The 4098-nt window shown below is 65.8% G+C and carries 5 protein-coding genes and 1 pseudogene; 2 read left to right on the top strand and 4 right to left on the bottom strand.

The genetic code is table 11. The features are described from left to right. Positions 1 to 57 precede the first annotated feature (57 nt). From B3D39_RS16420 to B3D39_RS16410, 3 genes are all read right to left on the bottom strand, one after another. On the bottom strand, positions 58 to 369 hold the full coding sequence (locus tag B3D39_RS16420) for a phosphoribosyl-ATP diphosphatase (protein ID WP_078519676.1): 312 nt from the start codon (positions 367 to 369) through the stop codon (positions 58 to 60). Further along, positions 366 to 1127, bottom strand: coding sequence for an imidazole glycerol phosphate synthase subunit HisF (gene hisF, locus B3D39_RS16415; protein WP_078519675.1), 762 nt, complete (start codon positions 1125 to 1127; stop codon positions 366 to 368). Before hisF ends, B3D39_RS16420 begins: the two co-directional genes overlap by 4 nt. Before the next feature lie 62 nt (positions 1128 to 1189). Beyond that, complete coding sequence (locus B3D39_RS16410; RefSeq protein WP_274963073.1) at positions 1190 to 2137, bottom strand: 1-phosphofructokinase family hexose kinase; 948 nt, start codon at positions 2135 to 2137, stop codon at positions 1190 to 1192. 116 nt (positions 2138 to 2253) lie between these two features. On the opposite strand from B3D39_RS16410, the gene B3D39_RS16405 reads away from it, so the two are divergent. Together B3D39_RS16405 and B3D39_RS16400 are read left to right on the top strand one after the other, a co-directional pair. Next, positions 2254 to 2463 (top strand): hypothetical protein, encoded by a 210-nt coding sequence (locus tag B3D39_RS16405; RefSeq protein ID WP_078599473.1) that lies wholly within the window; start codon positions 2254 to 2256, stop codon positions 2461 to 2463. A gap of 19 nt (positions 2464 to 2482) precedes the next feature. Beyond that, positions 2483 to 3481 carry a DUF6976 family protein gene (locus B3D39_RS16400; RefSeq protein ID WP_274963071.1) on the top strand — a complete coding sequence of 333 codons (999 nt, stop codon included), beginning with the start codon at positions 2483 to 2485 and terminating at the stop codon, positions 3479 to 3481. Between the two features lie 133 nt (positions 3482 to 3614). Here B3D39_RS16400 and B3D39_RS16395 read toward each other — a convergent pair. After that, positions 3615 to 4098 (bottom strand): annotated as a pseudogene (locus B3D39_RS16395) (MBL fold metallo-hydrolase); the annotation flags it as partial.

Below are 4098 nucleotides of genomic sequence, written 5' to 3'. Positions count from 1 at the left end.
CTTCGCTCTTGAGAAATATCCCGGGGTGAATGCCGTAAGGCAGAGGGGCAGCGCCCCTTAGCTGCGCGCGGCTTTCTCGGCGATGCCGGAGGTCCCTTCACGGCGCTCCAGTTCGGCCAGCACATCGGCCAGCTTCACGTCGCGCGCCGCCAGCATCACCAAGAGGTGATAGAGCACATCCGCCGCCTCATAGGTCAGGTTCTCGCGGTCGTTCTTCGCTGCGGCGATGATCGCTTCCACCGCTTCCTCGCCGAATTTCTCGGCGCATTTCTCCGGGCCCTTGGCCAGCAGCTTCGCGGTCCACGATGTGTCGGGATCGGCGCCCTTGCGGCTCTCGATGGTCGCGGCGAGTTGGTCCAGAATGCTCATTGCAGCCTCATCGGAATGCCCGCGGCGGCCATGTATTCCTTGGCCTCGCGGATCGTGTATTCGCCGAAGTGGAAGATTGACGCCGCGAGCACGGCCGAAGCCCCGCCCTTGGTCACGCCTTCCACCAGATGATCGAGATTGCCGACGCCGCCAGAGGCGATCACCGGCACGTCGACCGCGTCCGAGATCGCCTTCGTCAGCTCCAGATTGAAGCCCGCGCGCGTGCCGTCGCGATCCATCGAGGTCAGCAGGATTTCCCCCGCGCCCTTCGCAGTCACGGTGCGCGCGAATTCCACCGCGTCGATCCCGGTGGATTTGCGGCCCCCGTGGGTGAAGATCTCCCAGCGGCCCGGCTCCACGGTCTTCGCGTCGATCGCACAGACGATGCACTGGCTGCCGAAGCGGTCGGCGGCCTCGGTGATGACGTTCGGATCGGCCACGGCGGCGGAGTTGAACGAGACCTTGTCGGCCCCCGCCAGCAGCAGCGCGCGCACGTCCTCATGGGTGCGCACGCCACCGCCCACGGTGAGCGGCATGAAGCACTGCTCGGCGGTGCGGGTCACCAGATCGAACATCGTGCCGCGGTTCTCATGCGTCGCGTGGATGTCGAGGAAACACAGCTCGTCGGCGCCGGCCGCGTCATAGGCCTTGGCGGCTTCGACCGGGTCGCCCGCGTCGATCAGGTTCACGAAATTGACGCCTTTCACGACGCGGCCGTCGGCGACGTCGAGACAGGGAATGATGCGGGTCTTCAGCATGGGCGGCGCTCCTTTGGCGCTTTCATAACGCGCAGGTGCCGCGAGGCAAAGGGGCAGAGTGCTCAGACCGGCTCCACCGGGCAATGCGGCAGAAGGCGGCGCACCATCGCGGCGGAACACAGATCAGTCGCAGGTGTCGTCACGGCGGCCGCTGCGCCTGCGGCGCCTTGCTGCAACGCCTCGCGGAAGGTCTTGCCGCGGGAAAGTGCCAGCGTGAAGGCCCCCACGAAACTGTCGCCCGCGCCCACTTTCGACACGACGTCGACCTTCGGCGCCACAGCGAACCAGCGCGCGTCCTTGGTGGCCAGCACGTTGCCGTCCGCGCCGCGCGCCACGATCACCGCATGGGCCAACCCGCGTCGCACGAGGTCTTGGGCGAAATCGGCGCTATCCCGGCGTTCGGGCAGTTTGCGACCCGCCAGCCCCTCGGCCTCCAGCTCGTCCATCCGCAGCACATCGGCGGGTTGCGCCTCGCTTTCCATCAGCTGGTGCAGCGCCTCGCCGGAGGTGTCGAGGAAAAGTCGCGCCTTGGTCCGCGCCATCTTCGTTGCCAGACGCGCGGGGAAATCTTCGGGCACGCCGGGCGGCTGCGAGCCCGACAGAACCACGATCCCACCTTCGGGCGCGGCCCGCGCGATCCGGCTGAGCGCCTTCGCGACATCGCGTGCGCCCCAGTCCGGCCCCGGCATCACGAAGCGATATTGCGCGCCCGTGCTTTGATCCGTGGCGGTCAGGCTCATCCGCGTCTCGCCCGGCGCGGGGAAGGGGAAGACGGCGATCCCGGCCTCGGCCAGAAGCCGCATCACCCGGTCGCCGGTTGTCCCGCCAAGGGCCACGAAAGCCGTCGAATTCCCCCCCAGAGCGGCAATCGCGCGGCTGACATTCAGGCCACCGCCGCCCGGATCTGTGAGCGGCCGCGTGCAGCGCAACTTGCGCTCGGGCGCGACCTCGGGGGTCTCGATCGACAGATCGACCGTCGGGTTGAGCGTGATCGTGAGGATCGAGGTCATCGCGTCTCCTTTTGGCCCAGAGCCCGACTTTGCGGCGCGGAGCGCGCGCCTGTCAACGCAGTGTTAAGGGATGGTGCGCTATGACCTCACCCGTGCTGTTTCAAAGGAGTGTGAGGATGGTCCCGGGTGCCGATGATCCGCGATGGAAGCGGGTTTTGACGAGTCAGAGCGATTTGAGTGCAGCGTCGCTGGCGACGAAGATTTTGATTGCGCGCTTGCGTCGCGAGGTGGCCGCGCGCCCGGCCTCGCTTGGCGAGAAGATCGCCGAGCTGCGTGAGTTCGTGACGAAAAATGCTTTTGCCGCCGGCGATGTCGCGGCGTTCTAGGCTCGAGAGGGGATCCGGGATGAAAAATGAGATGTTGAGCGTGGCCGAGGCCGCCGCGCGGATCGAGGCGGGTGACGTCATGGTCGTGGCGGGGGACGAGGCGCTTCTGGCGCAGCTCCCGCGCGGGAAATGGATCGGCGGCACCACCGTCTATTTCGTCACCGAAGAGGGTGGGGCGGTGGTGCGTGACAAGCTGTTCTGCACCCGGTTCGAGCGGGCGACGGGCGCGGTGCCACGTTGGCTCGAGGTGGGCGATCTGCCGAAGATTTCCGAAGGCTATGCCGAGAATGGCTTCACTATGATCATGATCCCCGCCTTCTCGGTGGCGCATTCCGACTTCGCGGTGGAGGGGCAGGGCTATCCCGGTCTCTTCGATCAGCCGCTGGCGGGCTGGATCACCGGCGTACATCTCGACGAGCTGGGCAAACGCGCGCCGAAGGTGTTCGACGGCGCGACGGGCTTGGCGCATGACGAAGGGGCGGTGCTGCTGCATGTCGCGCTGCCCGATGGTGTCGCGGCCGATCTCGACATCCTCAATATCTTCGCCCAAGGCGAGGCCGAGGCGCTGACCTTCACCTTCCCGAAGGCGGGGTTCGAAGCCGAGGTGGCGACGGTCGAGGGGCAGGAGGTCAATCTCGCCCGCTACATCACCGAGCACGAGATCGACACGCGCCTGCCGCTGGTCGCAAATTACGCAGGCACGCTCGTTAATGTCTCGATCCAGGAGGTCGATGCCGAGGCCGGCAAGGTGAAATTCTACGCCCCCGTCGTCGAAGGGGTCGAATACCGTCTGGCGCAGGCGCTGGGCTCTTACGCGCAGGCCTTCGCCGACGGCGCGGGGGGCAAAGGTGCCAACGAATATTCGTGCAACTGTATTCTGAACTATCTCTACGGCGAGCTGGAAGGACAGCGCACCGGCGGCTTCACCGGCCCCGTCACTTTCGGCGAGATCGCCTATATCCTGCTCAACCAGACCCTTGTGCGCATGGAGCTGCATGAGGGCGATGCCGCCGCCTGACGGGCGGGGCGCAGCCAGTCGCGGCCCTTAGGGGCGTGCCCCTCTCAGAGCGGGATGACATAAGAAAAGCGCGCGCCGGTCGGGCGCGCGCTTGAAATATCTCGGTGCAGGCTTGGCCCGCACCCATCACGGATCAGACGTTGAGCTGATAGGTGATCGGGTGGAAGTGGAAGCCGGTGTCCAGCGCCTCGAGATGGCCGACGCCGGGGAAGGGCATATGGTAGCCGATGAAGGCCAGCTTGTCGGCGGCGACACGGCCCAGAAGTTCCTTGCGGGTCTTTGCGGCCATCTCCTTGTCCATGTCGTATTTCACTTCCCAATCGGGACGCTGAAGCGACCAGACATAGTGGTTCGACGTATCGGCGGCGAGCATCAGCCCCTTGCCACCCGACTCCACCATGAAGGCCATATGGCCCGGGGTATGTCCGAACGCCTCGACCGCCGAGATGCCGGAGACGACCGAATCGCCACCCTTGAGATAGCTCATCTTCTCGGCCAGCGGACGGACCTTGGCTTCGAACGTGTCGTTGCCCGCATTCGACCAGTGGTCGAATTCTTTCTGGCCGGTGATATAGGCGGCATTGGCGAAGGTCTCGCCGCCATCGCCCATCAGCCCG

Source organism: Thioclava sp. UBA3469 (genome assembly GCF_002378135.1).
In the GTDB taxonomy this organism is placed as follows: Bacteria; Pseudomonadota; Alphaproteobacteria; order Rhodobacterales; family Rhodobacteraceae; genus Thioclava; species Thioclava sediminum.
This window is presented reverse-complemented; position numbering and strand designations above follow the sequence as displayed.

Excerpts from the sequence above, each read along its gene's own strand:
- B3D39_RS16405 (WP_078599473.1), top strand. The coding sequence starts at position 2,254 with ATGGTCCCGGGTGCCGATGATCCGCGATGGAAGCGGGTTTTGACGAGT.
- B3D39_RS16400 (WP_274963071.1), top strand. The coding sequence starts at position 2,483 with ATGAAAAATGAGATGTTGAGCGTGGCCGAGGCCGCCGCGCGGATCGAG.
- hisF (WP_078519675.1), bottom strand. The coding sequence starts at position 1,127 with ATGCTGAAGACCCGCATCATTCCCTGTCTCGACGTCGCCGACGGCCGC.
- B3D39_RS16410 (WP_274963073.1), bottom strand. The coding sequence starts at position 2,137 with ATGACCTCGATCCTCACGATCACGCTCAACCCGACGGTCGATCTGTCG.
- B3D39_RS16420 (WP_078519676.1), bottom strand. The coding sequence starts at position 369 with ATGAGCATTCTGGACCAACTCGCCGCGACCATCGAGAGCCGCAAGGGC.